Annotated in this window: 16 protein-coding genes and 1 pseudogene; 6 read left to right on the forward strand and 11 right to left on the reverse strand. The window is 66.7% G+C overall.

Translation table 11 applies throughout. From position 1 onward, the window contains the following. Nucleotides 1–209: 209 nt before the first annotated feature. Together ACSUZC_RS16345 and trhO are read right to left on the reverse strand one after the other, a co-directional pair. The gene (locus ACSUZC_RS16345) at nt 210–1280 is read right to left on the reverse strand and encodes a CobW family GTP-binding protein (protein WP_439029555.1); all 1071 of its coding nucleotides are present in this window, start codon (nt 1278–1280) and stop codon (nt 210–212) included. After that, the gene (trhO, locus tag ACSUZC_RS16350) at nt 1268–2113 is read right to left on the reverse strand and encodes an oxygen-dependent tRNA uridine(34) hydroxylase TrhO (RefSeq protein WP_439029556.1); all 846 of its coding nucleotides are present in this window, start codon (nt 2111–2113) and stop codon (nt 1268–1270) included. Before trhO ends, ACSUZC_RS16345 begins: the two co-directional genes overlap by 13 nt. Before the next feature lie 1091 nt (nt 2114–3204). Between trhO and ACSUZC_RS16355 the strand changes: the two genes are divergently transcribed. Further along, the gene (locus ACSUZC_RS16355) at nt 3205–3549 is read left to right on the forward strand and encodes a histone-like nucleoid-structuring protein Lsr2 (RefSeq protein WP_439029557.1); all 345 of its coding nucleotides are present in this window, start codon (nt 3205–3207) and stop codon (nt 3547–3549) included. Nucleotides 3550–3654: 105 nt separating this feature from the next. Then, entirely contained in the window at nt 3655–4701 is a 1047-nt protein-coding gene (locus tag ACSUZC_RS16360; RefSeq protein ID WP_439029558.1) for a PHP domain-containing protein, read from the forward strand. Nucleotides 4702–4729: 28 nt separating this feature from the next. Here the strand turns inward: ACSUZC_RS16360 and ACSUZC_RS16365 are convergent, their stop codons facing one another. From ACSUZC_RS16365 to ACSUZC_RS16390, 6 genes are all read right to left on the reverse strand, one after another. Continuing rightward, nucleotides 4730–5818 (reverse strand): LLM class flavin-dependent oxidoreductase, encoded by a 1089-nt coding sequence (locus ACSUZC_RS16365; protein ID WP_439029559.1) that lies wholly within the window; start codon nt 5816–5818, stop codon nt 4730–4732. Between the two features lie 135 nt (nt 5819–5953). Then, nucleotides 5954–7027, reverse strand: a complete 1074-nt coding sequence (locus ACSUZC_RS16370) for an ABC transporter substrate-binding protein (RefSeq protein ID WP_439029560.1) — start codon at nt 7025–7027, stop codon at nt 5954–5956. Between the two features lie 58 nt (nt 7028–7085). Next, nucleotides 7086–7874, reverse strand: coding sequence for an ABC transporter ATP-binding protein (locus ACSUZC_RS16375; protein WP_439029561.1), 789 nt, complete (start codon nt 7872–7874; stop codon nt 7086–7088). 40 nt (nt 7875–7914) lie between these two features. Further along, a complete protein-coding gene (locus ACSUZC_RS16380; protein WP_439029562.1) occupies nt 7915–8766 on the reverse strand; it encodes an ABC transporter permease in 852 nt (283 codons plus the stop codon). A 99-nt stretch (nt 8767–8865) separates the two neighbouring features. Further along, entirely contained in the window at nt 8866–9465 is a 600-nt protein-coding gene (locus ACSUZC_RS16385) for a DUF1707 SHOCT-like domain-containing protein (protein ID WP_439029563.1), read from the reverse strand. A gap of 67 nt (nt 9466–9532) precedes the next feature. Beyond that, on the reverse strand, nt 9533–10768 hold the full coding sequence (locus ACSUZC_RS16390) for a serine hydrolase domain-containing protein (RefSeq protein WP_439029564.1): 1236 nt from the start codon (nt 10766–10768) through the stop codon (nt 9533–9535). Nucleotides 10769–10866: 98 nt separating this feature from the next. On the opposite strand from ACSUZC_RS16390, the pseudogene ygiD reads away from it, so the two are divergent. Next, a pseudogene (gene ygiD, locus ACSUZC_RS16395) lies at nt 10867–11763 on the forward strand (4,5-DOPA dioxygenase extradiol). On the opposite strand, the gene ACSUZC_RS16400 reads toward ygiD, so the two are convergent. Both ACSUZC_RS16400 and ACSUZC_RS16405 read right to left on the reverse strand, forming a co-directional pair. Further along, nucleotides 11764–12249 carry an SRPBCC family protein gene (locus tag ACSUZC_RS16400; RefSeq protein WP_439029565.1) on the reverse strand — a complete coding sequence of 162 codons (486 nt, stop codon included), beginning with the start codon at nt 12247–12249 and terminating at the stop codon, nt 11764–11766. 3 nt (nt 12250–12252) lie between these two features. Beyond that, nucleotides 12253–12624 (reverse strand): ArsR/SmtB family transcription factor, encoded by a 372-nt coding sequence (locus ACSUZC_RS16405; RefSeq protein WP_439029566.1) that lies wholly within the window; start codon nt 12622–12624, stop codon nt 12253–12255. 177 nt (nt 12625–12801) lie between these two features. On the opposite strand from ACSUZC_RS16405, the gene ACSUZC_RS16410 reads away from it, so the two are divergent. Beyond that, the gene (locus ACSUZC_RS16410) at nt 12802–14172 is read left to right on the forward strand and encodes an LLM class flavin-dependent oxidoreductase (RefSeq protein ID WP_439029567.1); all 1371 of its coding nucleotides are present in this window, start codon (nt 12802–12804) and stop codon (nt 14170–14172) included. Nucleotides 14173–14174: 2 nt separating this feature from the next. Here the strand turns inward: ACSUZC_RS16410 and ACSUZC_RS16415 are convergent, their stop codons facing one another. Beyond that, on the reverse strand, nt 14175–15839 hold the full coding sequence (locus ACSUZC_RS16415) for an ABC-F family ATP-binding cassette domain-containing protein (RefSeq protein WP_439029568.1): 1665 nt from the start codon (nt 15837–15839) through the stop codon (nt 14175–14177). A gap of 88 nt (nt 15840–15927) precedes the next feature. Here ACSUZC_RS16415 and ACSUZC_RS16420 point away from each other — a divergent pair, with 88 nt between their 5' ends. Then, the gene (locus tag ACSUZC_RS16420; protein WP_439029569.1) at nt 15928–17127 is read left to right on the forward strand and encodes an NAD(P)/FAD-dependent oxidoreductase; all 1200 of its coding nucleotides are present in this window, start codon (nt 15928–15930) and stop codon (nt 17125–17127) included. A gap of 384 nt (nt 17128–17511) precedes the next feature. Next, nucleotides 17512–18810: a hypothetical protein gene (locus ACSUZC_RS16425; RefSeq protein WP_439029570.1), complete on the forward strand. Its 1299-nt coding sequence runs from the start codon at nt 17512–17514 to the stop codon at nt 18808–18810. Nucleotide 18811: the final 1 nt, after the last annotated feature.

The raw sequence follows: 18811 nt of genomic DNA on the forward strand, positions 1-18811 counted from the left end.
AATCCAAACATTGGCGTGTCGAGGCGGCGACCATGCACCCGTCTGCTTGTCACTCGCCTCACTCCCTCCCGTTGAGCACCACTGGTCACACTGATCACAGACTTAACAGTGAAACAAACGAAGCCCGCAATGAGAAATGGTCGTTCAGGGCCTATGCGAATTCGTTAGGGAGATGTGACATCGCGATCGGCGTGTGGTGACCGTCACGCTCACTCCATGAGATGGCGCAGCACCCCGAGTATCCCGTGCTCGTCCTCGGCATCCTCGGGCCCCGCGACGGAGGCGTCGAGCGCCGAACGCACCTCCTCCGGCACGAGCCCTCGTCCGATGACCACGAGTTCGGTGAACGGACTCTCACCGCCCCACGGTTCCCGTGTCACGCGGACGAATCCTCCGACGCCGTGCAGAACGAACTTCTGCCGATGGCGTGGGACATCGAAGTACGCCACACCTTTGACGCGAAAACACCCGGCGGGCGGCCTCTCGAGGAACTGCGCGACACGGCGTGGACTCATCGCGCGGTCGCTGTGGAACGACACCGACTCGTACTCGGCGTGCAGGTGCTCGTGATGATGGTCGTGCCCATCCGCATCGAACAACAACTCGTCGAGCGTCAGCTGCCCGCCGCGAGCCGGCGCTTCGTCGTGCGCGGCGAGATCGAACAGCAGGGCGGGGTCGACTGCCGATTCGCGGGTCACCAACCGCGCCGCAGTCGGATTGAGTTGTGCGACAAGTTCTTCGACGGAATGTAGCGATTCCGGGGCAACCAGGTCGGCCTTGTTCACGAGGACCAGGTCGGCGATGGCGACGTGCGTGTCGATCTCCGGATGTGTGGCGCGCACCTGGTCGATGTGGGCGGCGTCGAGAACGTAGACGAGCCCGCCGTAGCGCAACCGGGGGTCGGCGACCGAGGTGACCATACGGATCAGCGACTTGGGCTCGGCGATTCCGCTCGCCTCGATGACGATGGCGTCGATCCCGGCGCTCGGGCGGACCAGCGAGGTCAGCGCGTCGGCGAGGCCGTCGGCGTCGACGGTGCAGCACATGCACCCGTTGCTCAGGCTCACCGCGCCGTCGGCCTGGGCCGACACGAGCAACGCGTCGATGTTGACCGACCCGAAATCGTTGACCAGCACACCGAGCCGGGTGCCGCCCGCGCCCGCCGAGCGCAGCAGGTGGTTGAGAAGGGTGGTCTTGCCCGAACCCAGATATCCGGCGACGACGATGACCGGCACCGGTCCCCTGCCGGCCGCCCGCCTGTGCGCGCTCACCCCAGGCACACCGGACAGATGACGGCGAGGTCGCGTCCGTCACGCTCCGGGTGGTTGGCGACGTTGCTCGTCGGACCACCGCATTCGACGCAGGTACCGATAACCTTCGCGGAATCGGAGAACTCCACACTCATCCGGTCGTCGAAGACGTAGAGCGACCCTTGCCAGAGCCCGTCGTCGCCGAAGCGTTCGCCGTAGCGGACGATCCCACCGTCGAGCTGATAGACCTCGGTGAAACCGCGGTGCCGCATCACGGTGCTCAGGACCTCGCAGCGAACACCGCCCGTGCAATAGGTGACCACCGGCCGGTCCTTGAGATGGTCGAAGGCGCCGCTCTCGATCAGCGGCACGAAGTCGCGGGTCGTACGGGCCTTCGTCGTCACGGCCCCGGCGAAGCGTCCCACCTGTGCCTCGATCTCGTTGCGGCCGTCGAAGAACACCACCTCGTCGCCACGCGCGTCGACGAGCTCGTGTACCTCCTCCGGACTCAGCCGGGTCCCCGTACCGACCACTCCGTTCTCGTCGACCTCGATTTCGTCGGGCACCCCGAAGGTGACGATCTCGGGTCGCACGCGAACGCTGAGCCGCGGGAAGTCGCGACCGGTGCCGTCGGACCATTTGATGTCGGCGTCGGCGAACCCGGGGTACCCACGGGTGGCCCTGACGTAGCGTTTGACGGCGACGATGTCGCCGCCGACGGTGCTGTTGATCCCATGTCGTGACACGATGATCCTGCCCCGCAGTCCGAGCGACTCGCATACAGCCAGTTGCCACAGCCGGATGGCTTCCGGATCGGGCAGCGGTACGAAGACGTAGAACAGAACGATCTTGGGGGTCGACACAGTGCAAGGGTACGGAAATCGTCGACTCCGCCCTGAATCCCCGTCACGGCGCCGGCGCCCCCGTGCGACCGCCGCGGTATACGCGGCCGGGGCAATGGTCGGACTGTCTCTTTCGGTGACGATCGCCGGGTGTTCGTTGCCCTCCGACTCCGGTCCGTCGCGAATCGTGATCCCGCCCACCGACGAGTTGTCGACGGTGACCGAGACGGAGTCGTCATCGGCCGGCCCGACGAGCGGCGAGGACTCGGCACAGAATTTGCCCGATTGGACCATCGGCCGGGTTGTCGCCCTGGCGCCGCGCGCCGACAATTCACGATTCCATCAGGGGTCGGTGACCGAGGATTCGGACCTGCAGGACTCGTCGGGGTTCCATTTCTCCATCCCGGACCGGTCGGTCAATTGCTCGACCGGCACGAACGGGTCCTCGACTCTCGCATGCCGTATCGCCGACGACCCCGACGAAGCCCCGTCGCCGAGCGGCCGGCGCTCGTCGTCGTCCACGGCCTGCGAGTGGGCCGGCAATTACGCGATCCTCGGACCCGACGGTCCACAACACGGAGCATGTGCCAATCGATATCCGGTGCTGTATCGGAGTTCCATAGTCGACTACGGCCGAACGATTTCCATTTCACGCTTTTCATGTCTCGTTGAGACCGTCGGCATGTTTTGTCTCGAATCGAGATCAAAAGCCGGTTTCGCTATCACTTCGAACGGATATCGGACGATCTACGCCGCAGATCGAGCGCCTGAATCGTTGGTGAGTCTCACACCGGAGGAATCGGACGAATCGTCTGCGCGGAGGACCGCCCCGCCGTCGACGACACGGACAACTGACCCTGCCGACCGTCCCGCCACTTCCCGAAACCGGCCGTCGAACAGCAGTACAGCGCCCACTCGCTAACAAAGTCACGTTCTCGACTTCCCTAATGCTTTCTAATGATTTATGGTCTAGGCGGGGGTTCTCAGCAAGTACTCATGGTTTGGGTCTATGCTGTGCACCGAGGGAATAGATCAAAACGGGGTGGAGAAGGTTTTTAAAGAACCTTGTACGTCCGTCTTGGTCGATCACAATTCGAGGGGACAAGCAATTCATGGCGAAAAAGGAAATCGTTCAGGTCATTGATGATCTCGACGGCAAGGTACTGGATCAGTACGAAACCGTCCGATGGTCACTCGATGGAAAGAACTACGAGTTCGATACCTCGTCGAAGCATGCGCAGCAGTTTCGCGATTCGCTGTCGAAGTACCTCGACATCTCCCGTCAGACCGGCCGCGTCACCAAACGTGCTGCGACCGCCGCGACCGCGACCGGTGGGGGCCGCAACAAGGAGACCACCAAGGCGATTCGCGAATGGGCCATCCGCGAGGGCTACGAATTGAGTGATCGCGGGCGCATCCCGCAGAGCATCATCGAGGCCTTCGAGGCCGCGCACTGACCGGTCCGCCCTGACCGTCACCGTACGACGACCCACTGCCCGGCCGCACCTCGTGCGCCGGGCAGCAGGCGTCGGGGTGGCCGGGCGCCGGGACACGAACCGACGATGAGGTCTTTCCGTCCGGTCTCCGCACCGATCGATCCGGTGTACGCGCTGTGGCGCATCGCGTGGCTGCTCGAACGGCGGCGGGAGAGCAGTTATCGCGTCGAGGCGTTCCGCCGGGCCGCGCAGGCAGCCGCTCGACTCGAGCCCGACACGCTGCGCGAACGAGCTCTCGCCGGCACCCTGACGACCATCAAGGGTATCGGCAAGACCACCGCGGCGGTCATGGCCGAGGCCGCCGCCGGTGACCTGCCGTCCTATCTCAGCCGACTCCAGGGCGAGGACTCGCCCATCCCGTACGAAGGCGCCGACGACATGGTCGACGCGGTGATCGGCGATCTCCACACTCACACCGAATGGAGCGACGGCGGCGCCCCGATCGAGGAGATGGCATCCGCGGCGCAAGCCCTGGGGCATCGCTGGCTGGCGATCACCGACCATTCCCCTCGCCTGACGGTGGCCAACGGGTTGAGCGCGGAGCGCCTCACCGCCCAGATCGACGCGATCGACGAGTGGAATCGGCACCACGCCAACGATTTTCGACTTCTCCGCGGAATCGAGATCGACATCCTCGACGACGGTTCGCTCGATCAGACCGACGAGATGATCGGCCGTCTGGACGTGGTGACCGCGTCAGTCCACTCGAAGCTTCGGATGGAACACGACGCGATGACGGCCCGGCTCGTGGCGGCGGTCTCCGACCCGCGGGTCCACGTCCTCGGGCATTGCACGGGGCGGCGGGTGTTGAGCGGTCGTGGGCACCGGCCGCCGTCGACCTTCGACGCGGCGGCCGTGTTCGACGCCTGCGCCGCCAACGACACCATCGTGGAGATCAACTCGCGACCGGAACGAGTCGACCCACCCGACGAATTGATCGCGATCGCAGTGGACGCGGGCTGCCTGTTCGCCATCGACTCCGACGCACATGCCCCGGGCCAGCTCGAATTCAAGATCCTCGGCGCCCAGCGTGCCGCCGAGCACGGCATCGATCCGGACCGGATCGTCACGACGTGGTCGTCGGAGCGGCTGTCGGAGTGGCTCGCCCGATGAGCCGGGCGATCAGCCAGAACAGCGCAAGTCAGCTCAGCGCGCCGACCCGGTCCCGGATCACCGGCAGCACGCCTTCGGCGAACCAGTGCGCCTCTTCGATGTGCGGGTAGCCCGACAGGATGAAGTGTGAGAATCCCTCGGACTCGTACTCACCGATCAGACCGGCGACCTCGTCGTAGCTGCCGACGAGTGCGGTCCCGGCTCCCCCGCGGATGAGACCTACACCCGCCCACAGGCCGGGGTGGATCTCGAGCGCGTCGCGGCGTCCGCCATGCAGTTCGGCCATCCGACGCTGGCCGGTCGAGTCCGAACCGGAGTGCAGGGCGAATGCCGTCGCGATCTCCTCGTCGGAGATCCCCTGCAACAGGGCGTCGGCGACCCGCCACGCCTCCTCCGAGGTCTCACGCGCGATGACGTGAAGTCGCACTCCGTATTCCAGTGACCGCCCGGCCGCACGGCGCGCCACCTCGGCGATCTTCTCCCCGGCCACAGCGGGCGGTTCACCCCACGTGAGGTAGACCTCGGCCCGCGAGGCGGCGACGGTCAGGGCCGGATCCGACGAGCCGCCGAAGAAGATCTGCGGTTTGACGACCGGCGGGTCCGGCAAGAACGCCCCCGCGATCCGGTAGAACTCACCGTCGAAATCGACTGTCTCACCGGCCCAGAGACTTTCGACGATCTGCACGAACTCGTCGGTGCGCGCATACCGGCGGTCGTGGTCCACCCAGTCACCGAACCGTCGTTGCTCGACCTCGTCGCCGCCGGTCACGATGTTGACCGCGACCCGCCCGCCCGAGAAACGCTGCAGCGTCGCGGTCTGCTGCGCCGCGAGGGTCGGTGAGATCAGGCCGGGACGGAACGCCACGAGGAACTTGAGGTGCTCGGTGTGCGTGATCGCGGCGGCGGTGGTGAGCCACGCATCCTCACACCAGGTTCCGGTCGGGGTCAGCACACTCTCGTATCCGAGGCGGTCGGCGGTACGGGCAACGTCGATCAGGTACGGCAGGTCCGGCGCGCGATAACCCGGGGGATGTCGTTTCGTCGCCGATGCGTGCGAGGCGCCGACGATTCCGCGGCTGTCTCCGGCGGTCGGTAGAAACCAGTGGAAATGACTCATTGGGTGTGCGTGTTCCCTTCCTGCGGTTGGACGGGCGGTGGAACTTCTGCTCCCTGAGGTGCGAGGCGCGCAAGCCGCTGGGCCGAGCGAGCGACGAAGGAGCGCGTCGAGGTCGACGGGCCACGAAGGGCGGGTCTAGGACTGAGGCGTGCCGAACAGCGGTGCCAAGGCCTCGTCGTAGCGGTTGTCCACGAACGTCCCGAAGTCGACCTTCCCCTGCAACTGTCCGGAATCGGCGAAGGCATCGGCGAGTTCCTGCTCGGACGCCACGACGCTGTCGTCGAGTGCGATGGCGGGCCGCAGGCTCCGACCCTGCGCGATCTTGCCTGCCCGCGGATCGATGCCGACCTCGGCCGAGTACTGCTCGGCCCACGCATCGGGGTTGGCCTTGGCCCAGTTCGCGGCGCGCGCGATCCCGAGCGCGAGTTCCCGCACCGCGGTGTTTCGACGCGGATCGGCCAGCGCTTCGTCTCCCGCGATGCCGAAGCCGAAGCCGTTGGAGACTCCTTCGGCCGTGACGAGCGTCTTCGGGTTGTTTTCGAGCTGCACGATCGCGGTGTAGGGGTCCCAGATCGCCCATGCATCGACGTTGCCGGAGGTGAACGCCGACAACGCATCCGCGGGCTGCAGGAACACCGGCTCGACGTCCTTGCCAGGCCCCAGGGTGAGGTTCACCTTGTTCAACTGCAGCAGCAGATGGCCGTGAGCCGAGCTGCCCTTGGCGACCGCAACCTTCTTGCCCTTGAGGTCGGCGACGGAGCCCAGGGTCGAGTTGCCCGGGATCAGGATCGCATCACCGCTTGCATTGTTCGCATAGGCGGTGACGATCTTGACCTTCGCGTTCGCTGCCGCGCCGAAGATGGGCGGCGTGTTCCCGGTCACGGCGAAGTCGATCTTGCCCGCGGTCGCGGCTTCGATCTGCGGCGGACCGGAGGTGAAGGTGGAGAACTCGATGGTGAACGGGAGCTTCTCGAGTTCGCCGGAGGCACGCAGCAGGGCTTCGGTACCGCCCTTCTGGTCTCCGACACGGAGCGTGAGGTCCTGTAGCGAGGCGACGTCGACCGTCTCGTTCGCGATCGATCCGGCGTTGTCCTCCCGTTGCACGCAGCCGGCGAGACCCAGGGTCAGGGCGGCGGTGGCCAGGACTGCGGCCAGCACACGTCGCCGACGAGGGCGGGGTGCGCGCAAGGAGAGATGGTCGTTGGTCATCGAGGGTGCTTTCGGGTTCAGGGAGTGGAACTCGGGTGGTCGGGTGGTCGCGACCGGGTCAGTGCGCGGAATCGGCGACGCCGAGTGCGGTCAGCAATTCGGCTCGCAGACGAGGGATCTCGGAGTCGGGATCGTCGAGTTCACCGGCCTGGCGCGGACGTGGCACGGCGAGGTCCTCGACGATGCGGCCGCCGGCCAGGACGACGACGCGGTCGGCGAGCCGTAACGCCTCGTCGACGTCGTGGGTGACGAGCAGTGCGCCGAACCCGTTGTCGCGCCACAGGGAGATGAGCAGCTCGTGCATCGTGCGCCGGGTGAGTGCGTCGAGCGCGCCGAACGGTTCGTCGAGCAGCAGGAGCTGCGGACGTGCCACGAGTGCACGCGCGAGCGAGACCCGCTGTGCCTGACCACCCGAGAGCTGCGCGGGCCAGGCGCCTGTCTTGTCGCTGAGGCCGACCTCGTCGAGAGTGCGGCGAGCCCGTTCCCGGGCCTGCGACTTGCCGACCTTCTCGCGCACGAGACCGAAGGCGACGTTCTGCAACACGGTGCGCCACGGGAAGAGTCGTGGCTCCTGGAAGGACACCGCCGGGTGACCCGCGGTACGGACGCTGCCCGACTCGGTGGTCGCCAGGCCGGCCAGCAATCGCAGGAGGGTCGACTTGCCGCTGCCGCTGCGTCCGATGAGCGCGACGATCTCGTGCGCACCGACTCGCAGCGTGACGTCACGCAGCACGGGGTTGTCGCCGTAACTCAGGCTCGCGTGCTCGACCTCTGCGGCGAACGTGGCAGTGCCGGCACGCTTCTCGACGAGTGGGACCTCGAGATCTCGGGTGGCGATGGCGGTCATGGTCGGACCTCCTCTACTCGGGGTGTTCGGGACGGGAGAATCACCGGTTCTGGTATCTCGTCGTGTAGCGCTCGAGCGCACGCACGATGGCGTCGGTGATCAATCCCAGTGCGGCGTAGACGATCAGGCCGAAGAAGATGATGTCGGTGCGCAGGAAGTCTCGCGCGTTGTTGATCAGGTATCCCAGTCCGGACGTCGCGGCGATCTGCTCGGCGACGATCAGGCTCAGCCACGCGATGGCCAGGGCCTGCCGCAGGCCGACCAGGATCTGCGGCATGGCGCCGGGGATGATGAGGTCCCTGATCGTGGTCAGTCGCGAGAAACCCAGGACGCGAGCGGTTTCCACCAGCCGACCGTCGATCTGGCGAATCGCGGCCGAGGTGTTGAGGTAGAGCGGGAACAGCGCACCGAGGGACACGAGCAGGACCTTGGGCATCTCACCGATGCCGAACCACAGGATGAACAGCGGGATCAGCCCGAACAGCGGCAGGGCGCGTATGGCTTGCATGTTGGGGTCGATGGCCGAGTCGGCGAACTTGCTCAGTCCCACCAGCAGGCCGAGTCCGATGCCGACCGCGACGCCGATCGTCAATCCGATCGCGACTCGTTGCGCCGACGCCGCGATGGCATCGACGAGTTGGCCGTTGCTCAGGACCTCCCACCCGGCTTCGGCGATCAGCGACGGTGCGGGCAGCTTGTCCTGCGGGATGAAGCCCAGCGCGCTGCCCACCTGCCACAGCACGAGGACGACGACGGGCGACAACGCGCGCAGGATCGTGTGCAGCCGGGACGACCTACCCGACTTCGCAGCGGTCGACGAGGGGTCGGTCGCCCCCGACTCTCCTGTCTGCGGGTCGCCGGGCGCGCTGATACTGAGTGTTCGGTCGGCCACGTGCGGCAACGTTACGAATCGGGAAACAGTCGCGACACCATTGAGTTCAGCCTGAGCACAAGTAGGCCACGGGCCCACTGATCGCGTACCGACGAACGGTCAGCCCCGTTTGATCACGATCCCCGTCATCCCCGACGCCGACCCGGTCAGCTCGATCACCGGTCCGCCCGGACGCGTCGGTGCACCGGCCTTGTCCTTCACCTTCGACCATCCGGAGAGTTGCAGGTCGCCGTAGCGGATCTCGTGATCGGGGCCGATCCGGAGCTTCACCGTGGTGATGGACACCTGGAGTTGCAGCGTCGTCGACGGGCCGGGAAAGGTCGCGTGGGTGAAGTCCAGGTCGACGGTGCCCATGCTGCCGGTGACCAGGGTCGACGGCGGGACGTGCCAGGTGCCCTTGCGGCGGACCGTGTCCCATTCGGCCTCGAGATGCAGTGGCGCGGCCTGCGGCACGGCGACGGCCGGCATGGTGGCGACGGATGGAGTCGGCTCGTTGAACAAGCGGCCGGCGTTCGGGAGGTGTTCCAGGACGGCTCGCAGGTCGACGCGGGTCTTGGCGGCGTACACCAGCCCGGATCGCTCCTCGAACTCCGCGATCTCCAGGTACCCGGACGAGAAGGCATCGTTGAGCAGGGTGACGGCACGTTCGCGTTCCGGGTTTCCGACCCGAAGATCGTCGTCGGGGAGGCGGTCGACCATGCCTGCCACCTTATTGCACCGCGTCGCGACGACGCTCACGGCACGAGGAGGCGGGGACTGCGACCGGTCAGTCCCGCGGGATCGGCGGCGCGGCGTCGGGTGCCATCAGTGCGCCGATCTGGGCGAAGATGGGGTTTCCGCCGTTGTCGTACGAGCCGTCGGGACCGAACGCCTCGGGGTCGTAGGTCACCGACACCGCGATGGAGACCTTCTCCGACGGCAGGTAGCCCGCGACCGCCGAGTACCCGTTGAACAGCGGATTCTGCACGATCCAGTCGCCGGTGAGGACCACACCCATGCCGTAGGTGTATCGATCGCTCATCGCCATGCACGTCGCGCAGCCGGCCAGTGGGCGCGCCACGCCACGCGTGCTGGTGGAGACCATCGTGTCGTAGGACTCCGATGACAACGTCTCGCCCGCGAACAGTTTCCGTGCCGTCGCCTCGACGTCGTAGATGTTCGACGTCTGGATGGCGCCGTGGGTGATACTCCACGACGGGTTCCAGCCGGTTGTCTCCTCGTAGAAGGGCGTCGTCGGTGGGAGGTTCAGAATCCCGCGGCGTTCGGAGGAGTAGGCGTGCAGGGCCGGTTCGGGGATCACCGCGGTCAGATCAGACACCGTGTTGTCGAGGTCGAGCGGCTCGGAGATCCGCTGCCGGAGGAGATCGGCGACCGATTCACCGGTGATCTTCTCCAAAGCCAGCCCGAGGATCACATAGTTGGTGTGCGCGTAGTTCCAGTTCGTGCCCGGCTCGTAGAGCAACGGCTTGTCCACGGCGTAGGACAGCATCTCCTCGGTGGTCCACGCCTTGAACGGGTTGGTCAGTTCCTCGGTCTCGAACGCATCGTTCCCGAGTACGAAGTCCTGGTACCCCGATGTCATCGTCGCCAGTTGCCGAAGGGTGACCTTGTCGCTGTTGGGGATCTGAGGGACCCACTTCGCGATGATGTCGTCGAGGGCGACGGTCTTTTCGTCGACGAGCTGCAAGAGCACCGCCGCCACGTAGGCGATGGCGACCGAACCATTGCGGAAGTGCATGTCCGGGGTTGCGGGAACACCGGTCTGCGACTCGCCGAACGCCTTGGTGATCACCTCTTGACCGTCGTCGGTGACGCGGACGATCGCCGCCTTCAGATGTTTGGACTCCATCAGCCCTTCGACGATGCGCTCGATCTGGGCCGCCTGCTGCGGATTCGACGAGGCGACCGACGAGGACGCTGACTCGGTTCCGCCGCCGGTTCCGCACGCCGCCAGCGCGATCACGAGGACCGCGACAACCAGCATCGACCAGCGCTTATGCATCCCTGGATTGTTCCACGAATCCAGAACGCCTGTCGGCGACTTCGCGGATTCCGGAGTAGCGTCGACCCCGTCCGTGAATCGGACGAAGGAGGGCGACGATGACAGCAGGACACGCGGCGGACGCGGCATCGGGGCTGATGCCGGCCGCGTTCATCGGACACGGCAACCCGATGAATGCACTCGAGCGCAACAGGTACACCGAGGCCTGGGCCGCGCTGGGGGCGTCGGTACCGAAACCCCGTGCCATCCTGGTGATCTCGGCGCATTGGTACACCAACGCCACCGCGGTCACCGCGATGCCGCGGCCGCGCACCATCCACGACTTCTACGGATTTCCGCAGGACCTCTTCGATGTGGACTATCCGGCCCCGGGTGACCCCGAGGTCGCCGACATGGTGTCCGACGTCGTCAAACCCACGTGGTGCGGCCACGACGTCGACAGCTGGGGTATCGACCACGGAACGTGGTCGGTCCTCGTGCACACCTTCCCCGACGCGTCTATACCCGTACTGCAGTTGTCGCTCAACGCATTCAAGGACTACGAACACCATTTCGAACTGGGCCGCCGACTCGCCCCGCTCCGCGAACAAGGCGTGCTGATCATCGGCAGCGGCAACATCGTGCACAACCTGCGGGCGGTCGATTTCACCAAGTCCGACACCGGGTTCGACTGGGCCCACCGGTTCGACGACGCGGCCCGAGAAGTGTTGCAGGACAACCCGGCGCGAGTGCTGAGCCTGGACGGGCATCCCGACTTCGACAAATCCGTGCCGACCCCCGACCACTATCTGCCACTGCTCTACATCGCCGGGCTCGCCGGGGACACACCACTGGATCTGCTCGTGGGCGGCCATGCCGCCGGATCGATCTCGATGGCCGCATACACCCACGGACTCGGCGGCGGTTAGACCATCACCGAACCCCCCGGGCCCGGCGCCGGAGGACCGGCGGCCGAACTGCCCGAGGGGTTCCCGACAGTAGACTCGAATCTCTGATCAGGCCTTGAGGAACTCGTCGATCTGGTTGATGGCCGATGACGCACCCTCGACGACGCCCATGTCGAGAACCTTCTGCAGCGCCTCGGCGGAATCGTAGGTGCTGATGTACGTGGCGATCGTCTTGCCGTCCTTCTCGACGAACGCGTACGAGTTCCGGGACTCCGGCATGTCGGTGATCGGGTTGAGGTCCGCGTCAGCGAATCCGTCGAGGAACGTGAAACTGTTGGGCTCGTCGACGGATTCGACCTTCCAGTAACCGCCGAACTTCTCGCCCTCGGGGCTTGTCATGTAGTAGGTCATCCGGCCGCCGGGCCGAAGGTCGTGGTCGACGACGGTCGCGGGGTAGGTGGGCGGGCCCCAGATCTTCTCGAGCTGGCGCGGGTCGGCGTACACCTGCCACACACGCTCGATCGGGGCGGCGAATTCGGCGTTGATGGTGATCGTCCGGGCGTCGAGGTCCGGGGTCACGTCGATGACGGGCATTGGTCATTCCTCCGATGGTGTTGTGTTGGTGGTTGATTCGAGTGCGAATAGATCGTCCATGCGCGCGATACGGCCGCGCCACACTTGTTCCAGTTCGGCGAGCATGGAAGCCACCGACCGGACGGCCGCAACATCCCCACTGGCCAGCTGCTCACGCCCCTGCCTGCGCTTGGTGAGCAGACCCGCCCTTTCCAGGACGGCCACGTGCTTCTGCACCGCCGCGAAGCTCATGTCGTATTTCGCGGCCAGTACCGAGACCGAGTGCTCGCCGGCGAGCACTCGTCGCAGGATGTCGCGACGAGTGCGGTCGGACAGCGCGTGGAACAGGGCGTCGGCCCGGTCCTCGTCTGTCGTCTCGCTTGCCGTCTCGGCCACAACACAAACATACAACCAATCGGTTGTATGTCAACCCCGCGCGGTCGCCGAAACCCACGTTGCGATCACGGCGACGCCAAACCTGGCTCCGGCATCGCCGGGCGCCTTCACTGAACACCGCCCCGTCACCCGGTGAGCAGACATCAGCGGGCTCAACACAATCGAAGGACGCAACGCGTGACACGCCAGCTACACCTCGGCGGCTTTCTGATCGCCTCCCCCGTGACCCACTCGCACGCCGCGTGGCGCCATCCCGGTTCGGAGACCGACTTCTTCGGACCGGACCATTACCACCGGGTCGGCCGCATCCTCGAACGCGGGAAATTCGATTTCGCGTTCTTCGCCGATCTACTCGCTGCGCCGGTCCGCTTCGGGGGCGATCAGTCCGAGCCGTTCCGCCGCGGCACGCAGGCGGCCGCGACTATCGATCCGAGTCTGGTCGCGGCGAGCATCGCCGCCGTCACCACGCACCTCGGGGTCGCGGTGACCAAGTCGACGACGTACTTTCACCCCTACGAACTCGCGCGCGTGTTCGGCTCTCTCGACCATCTGACCCGGGGACGCGTCGGATGGAACATCGTCACATCGCTCTCCCAGGCCGAGGCGCAGAACTTCGGCTTCGACGACCATGTCGAACACGAGGAACGGTATGTGCGCGCCGAGGAGTTCGTGAGCACCGCAGTCAAGTTGTGGTCGAGCTGGGACGCCGACGCCGTGACCGCAGACAAGGAGTCGGGCGTCTGGGCGGACCCGTCGAAAATCCACACCGTCGATCACCAGGGCGTCCACTACCGCACCCGCGGCCCGCTGAATCAGCCGCGCTCACCGCAGCACCGGCCGGTGCTCATCCAAGCCGGCGCGTCGAACACCGGCAGAGACTTCGCCGCGCGGTGGGCGGAGGCGATCTTCGAGATCGACCCGACCCCCGAGGGTCGCCGCGCGTACTACGACGACGTGAAGTCGCGGGCGGCGAACTTCGGCCGAAATCCCGACCACGTCAACATCTTCCCGGCCTTCATCCCGTTCATCGGTGAGACGGAGTCGATCGCGCGGGAGAAGCAGGCGTTCCACAACGAACTCGCCGATCCGATCTCCGGATTGATCACCCTGTCGGTGCACACCGATCACGACTTCTCCGTCTATGACCTCGATGCTCCGGTCGAACACGTCGAAGTGCCCGGCACCCAGGGCCTGTTCGACCTGGCCCGGCGGCTCTCCGAGCGCGACAGTCTCACGCTGCGGGACATCGGGAGGCTTTACGCCCAGGGAGTTCTGCTCCCCCAGTTCGTCGGTACCGCCTCTGACGTCGCCGACCAGATCGAAGAATCCTTCACCGGCGGCGAGGCCGACGGCTTCATGGTCTCCACCGCCCAGACCCCGGGCACCTTCAACGATTTCGTCGACTACGTGATCCCCGAGCTACAGCGCCGCGGTCTGTTCCGCAAGGAGTACGCGGGCACCACCCTGCGTGAACACCTCGGACTCGGGACCGCCGACGAAGACCTGCCGGCAGACGTGCGCGGCGTCGACACGCGGCTGGCGGGCTGACCTCAGCTCTCGGTGACCCGCCCGGCGTCGACGTCCCAGTGCCGGTCGACGCGGACGTTCTGCAGCATGCGCCGATCGTGGGTCACCAGCAGTACCGCGCCGTCGTAGGAATCGAGAGCGGACTCGAGCTGCTCGATGGCCGGCAGGTCGAGGTGGTTGGTCGGCTCGTCGAGCACCAGCACGTTGGTGCCGCGTGCCTGCAGGAGCGCGAGCCCCGCCCGGGTGCGTTCGCCGGGCGACAGCTCTCCCACCGGCCGGTCGACGTGATCGGCTCGCAGCCCGAACTTGGCGAGCAGCGTACGCACGTCCGCGGTGGAGTATTCGGGGACGAGGGTCTCGAAGCATTCGGCCAGCGGCGCGGAACCGGTGAACCGGCCGCGCGCCTGGTCGATCTCGCCGATCGCGATGTTCGTGCCGAGTCGAGCGGTGCCGTCGTCCGGTTCGACTCGACCGAGGAGCAGACGCAACAGCGTCGTCTTGCCGGCACCGTTGTGGCCGGTGATGCCGATGCGGTCGCCGGCATTCACCTGCAGGGACACCGGGCCGAGCACGAACTCTCCCTGGCGGACGACGGCATTGTTGAGGGTGGCCACCACCGAACTCGAGCGGGGTGCGGACCCGATGGTGAACTCGAGGACCCACTCCTTGCGCGGCTCGGCCACTTCGTCGAGACGCGCGATCCGGCTCTCCATCTGCCGGACCTTCTGCGCCTGCTTCTCACTGGATTCGGTGGCAGCGCGGCGTCGTACCTTGTCGTTGTCCGGCGCTTTGCGCATGGCGTTGCGGACACCCTGACTCGACCATTCCCGTTGCGTTCGCGCGCGGGCCACGAGGTCGGCCTTCTTCGCCGCGAACTCGTCGTACTCCTCGCGCTTGTGACGCCGCGCCACCGCCCGTTCCTCGAGGTAGCTGTCGTAACCGCCGCCGTACACCGTATTGGTGTGCTGCGCGAGATCGAGCTCGAGGACCCGGGTCACGCTGCGCGCCAGGAACTCCCGGTCGTGACTCACCAGGACCACGCCGCCCCGCATGCCCGCGACGACCTCTTCGAGGCGGGAGAGACCGTCGAGGTCGAGGTCGTTGGTCGGCTCGTCGAGCAGCACGATGTCGAAACGCGAACACAGCAGCGCGGCGAGTCCCACCCGGGCAGCCTGGCCGCCGGACAGATCTGTCATGAGGGTGGTATCCGGGCTGATGACGCCGTCGCCGAGCCCGAGATCGGCGAGGACGGCGGGCAGCCTCTCGTCGAGGTCAGCGGCCCCGGTGGCCAGCCAGTGGTCGAGCGCGGTCGCGTACACCTCGGCCGGATCGCCCGCGGCGGAGTTCGCGGAGGGGTCGGCGAGTGCATCTGCGGCCGCATCCATCGCTTGAGTCGCCGCCGCGCATCCCGTGCGGCGCGCGACGTAGTCCCGGACGACCTCGCCCGGGACACGCTCATGCTCCTGTGGGAGCCACCCGACGAAGGCATCGGCCGGCGCACAATCGACCGAACCCTCAAGCGGTGGGAGGTCACCGGCCAGAACCCTCAGCAGAGTCGTCTTGCCTGCTCCGTTCGCACCGACGACACCGATCACATCGCCGGGAGCGACGGTGAGGTCGAGGTGATCGAACAGGACGCGGTGGGCGTATCCCCCGGCGACGTCCTTGGCGACGAGCGTGGCGGTCATCGGTCCATGGTCGCACCACCCCGTGCCCGAGCCCGAGCCGGGAAACACACGCGCGTTTTCCGACGTCCCCGCCCGGGTACCCCGCGCCATGACCTCAACTCGCGAGCCCCGGCACTTCGACGTCGTCATCGTCGGCGGCGGGAACGCCGGCATCAGTGCCGCGGCCCGTCTCCGGCGACTCGGCATCACCGATGTGGCGGTGATCGAACCGCAGGCCGTGCACACCTACCGCCCTCTCCTCTCCTATGTCGGCGGCGGACAGGCGACCCTCACCGACGCCGAACGCACCCAGCGGTCGGTGACTCCCGACGGGGTGACATGGCTGCGTGATACCGCTCTCGTCGTCGACGCCGAGAGTCGCACAGTACGTTGCGCTTCCGGCGTCGACGTCGGCTACCGCGATCTGATCCTGGCCGTGGGTCTGGTACCCGACCAGAACGCGATGCCCGGAATCGATCTGGCGATCGCCGATCCGGCCGTCGGCAGCAACTATCTCGATCGTGCCGAACAGACCTGGGACGTCGTGGCTTCCATGCCGCGCGGCGGGAGCGCGGTGTTCACGGTCCCGCGGCCGCCGGTCAGTTGCACCGGCACCACCTACAAGCCGCTGTTCCTCGCGGCTGCGCACTGGCGACGCATCGGAATCCTCGACACCCTGGACATCACCCTCGTCGTCGACCGCCCCCAGCTGCTCGGCGTCGACGGTCTCGACGCGCGACTCACCCGATGCCTGGACGACCTCGGTGTCAGGGTTCTGCTGGACAGTGAGGTGCGCCTGCATCCCGTCGACCGCCGGGTCACGGTGGTGACGGACGGAAACGCAGAGCAGGTGCGCTACGACATGCTGCATCTCGTCCCGCCGTTCCGCGGCCCGGACATCGTGGCGAACTCCGGGCTCGCCGCCGAGAGCAAACACGGCCTGGTCGACATCGATCCCCACACCCTGCGCCACCGCACCCATCCGTCGGTCTGGGCGGCCGGCGACGGCGCGGCGATCGCGACCGACCCGTCCGGTGGCGGGCTACGACGCCAGATCGCGGTGCTCGCCGACAACCTCGCCGCGGCTCGGGCCGGTGAACAGCTCGACAGCTATGACGGATACACCGTCGCCCCGATCGCCACCGACGCCCACCACCTCATCGCCGCAGAGTTCGACCGCGACGGCACCGTCACCTCGTCGCTGCCCTCGGTCATCGACCCGCTCAAGCCCCGCCGGAGCGCCTGGGCCTTCGACCGTTACGTGCTTCCGCGCCTCTACTGGAACGCGATCCTGCGCGGGCGGGTCTGAGGCGACACGCGAGACCGGTCACGACTAGAGGAGCGCTACTCCACTTTCTGCTTCACCCCGATGCCATCCTCGACGACAGCGGCTTCTGGCCGTCGTCGTACGTCGTCAGCGCCGTGGACGCCCAGGCCGAGTAGACCATCGCCACCCTCGTCGACAAGGCGGTCAAGTGAGGGGTTCACAGCCTCCGCTCACACCCCAGCGTCGGCCCCTCTGGCCAAGACGACTGCGGCACGGTATATTTCGACAGGTGATTACTCACTCTGAACAAAGATCGGGGGTCCACGTCGTGCGCGGTGAGTGCTGATGCACCTTCCGACCACGACCGGAATCCCTCCCCGACTCTCCTTCTGGGTTCGTGTCCGCGATTTCGCGGTACCGCCCTCCATGATCGAAAATGCCACCGCCAAACGCCTTTCCGGTGACTGGTCGGGGGCCTGCGACGCAGCGGGCGTCGATTCCGACATCGATCTCGCGCAGATCCGGCGCCGCCACGGCCCCGACCTTGCCGAGTGGATCGAGAACGACCTCCGCCATCTCGCTCCCGACCTCCTGCGATGGCATCTTCCTCGGGTCACGCCGACCGGCCGCCTCCGCCCGGGCCTGACCATCGCGCTTGCCCGGTACGCGCTTGACCGCGACATACGTTTTGCCGCAACAGGTTCGGTGTACCTCGTGGCCCGCATTCCGCCCGCCTGGGCCGACGCAGGTCAGCGGTTCTCGCTGGCGGTGTGGGACGGTCGACAACCCGATCCGCACCCTCACCCCCGACCCAACCGGAGGTTCCGGTTGGACCTGCACCGGCATCTGTGGGACGTACGCCATGTCGACGATCTTCGAAGACGTTCGGGTGCAGCATCTTCCGCAACCCGGTCGAGTCCCGGACAGCCACCCGGAATCCCACCCGGCTACGCTCTCGATCGGTGGGCGGCCGAGGCCGCCATCCTCCGTCGCGCAGACGGCTGCCGCACCGACAGGGTTCGCATACGGGTCGGTGCGCGACGTGACCTCATCCTCCGGGACGGTCAACCATCCGAGATGTACTGGGCCACAGATATTCCCGCTGACAAACTCATCGCTCTATCCGTCCTGCCCGACGCCGCCACCCGAACTCTGCCCGACCTCGAACTACTCCGATGCGGGGCGATCACACCTGATCGACTGCACCCACTCGTGGCCACCGCGCTCGCGCCGGAGTTCCACCCGTCGCGGGTGGGTCGAGCCGCCCGACCCGACGACGGTGTCCAGATCGTCGAGTGCCGCGGACAACCGCACCGCATCGGACTCGCCGACGGCGTCCTGTCCGCCCTCGACCATGATCGCGACGAAATCCGTCGCGAGGAGATGCTGACCGCATTCACGGGCACACCCCTGCCCTGCCTGCAGGCCATCGATCGGGCCCACCGCGAACCGGACTGCCTCGCCGGAGTGCGAGACCGCCTCGACTTCGGCGACGTCGAGGGTGCATTGGCAACAGTCGAGGAGCTCCTCGGCCCCGACGCGGACCTGCGGGACGGGCCTCTGCGGGATGAGCTCGAGAGATTCCGTATCCAGCGGGAGACCTACGACGCATATCGTTCCGGTTCGATCACCGCTGCGTCACAGCCTCTTCCGGCCATTCCCGGCGGGCGGCGCCGTGCCGGCAGACGACGGCGTGCGCGCCCGCGACACGCCACTCTCGGCTGAC

Source organism: Gordonia terrae, assembly GCF_051789125.1.
GTDB classification, from domain to species: Bacteria; Actinomycetota; Actinomycetes; order Mycobacteriales; family Mycobacteriaceae; genus Gordonia; species Gordonia terrae_A.